Raw genomic sequence first — 878 nt, 5'->3', positions numbered from 1 at the left:
ATATGCTTACGCATATCCGCAGCTTCGGTGACTGGCTTAGCCCCGTTACATCTTCCGCGCAGGACGACTCGATCAGTGAGCTATTACGCTTTCTTTAAATGATGGCTGCTTCTAAGCCAACATCCTGACTGTTTTAGCCTTCCCACTTCGTTTTCCACTTAGCCAATCTTTGGGACCTTAGCTGGCGGTCTGGGTTGTTTCCCTCTTGACGCCGGACGTTAGCACCCGACGTCTGTCTCCCAAGCTCGCACTCATCGGTATTCGGAGTTTGCAATGGTTTGGTAAGTCGCGATGACCCCCTAGCCATAACAGTGCTCTACCCCCGATGGTGATACTTGAGGCACTACCTAAATAGTTTTCGGAGAGAACCAGCTATTTCCAAGTTTGTTTAGCCTTTCACCCCTACCCACAGCTCATCCCCTAATTTTTCAACATTAGTGGGTTCGGACCTCCAGTGCGTGTTACCGCACCTTCATCCTGGCCATGAGTAGATCACTTGGTTTCGGGTCTACACCCAGCGACTGAACGCCCTATTCGGACTCGATTTCTCTACGGCTTCCCTAATCGGTTAACCTTGCCACTGAATGTAAGTCGCTGACCCATTATACAAAAGGTACGCAGTCACGGAACAAGTCCGCTCCTACTGTTTGTATGCACACGGTTTCAGGATCTATTTCACTCCCCTTCCGGGGTTCTTTTCGCCTTTCCCTCACGGTACTGGTTCACTATCGGTCGATTACGAGTATTTAGCCTTGGAGGATGGTCCCCCCATATTCAGACAGGATTTCTCGTGTCCCGCCCTACTTGTCGCACGCTTAGTTCCACACATCGCATTTCGAATACGGGACTATCACCCGCTACGGTTCCTATTTCCAGAG

The 878-nt window shown here is 50.5% G+C and carries 1 rRNA gene; it reads right to left on the bottom strand.

The window, feature by feature from the left end:
• A 23S ribosomal RNA gene (locus BM252_RS00010) occupies positions 1-878 on the bottom strand; the annotation flags it as partial.

This window comes from Rugamonas rubra, assembly GCF_900114705.1.
In the GTDB taxonomy this organism is placed as follows: domain Bacteria; phylum Pseudomonadota; class Gammaproteobacteria; order Burkholderiales; family Burkholderiaceae_D; genus Rugamonas; species Rugamonas rubra.
Note: the sequence above shows the minus strand (reverse complement) of the source record. Positions and strands in the feature narration are given on the sequence as shown.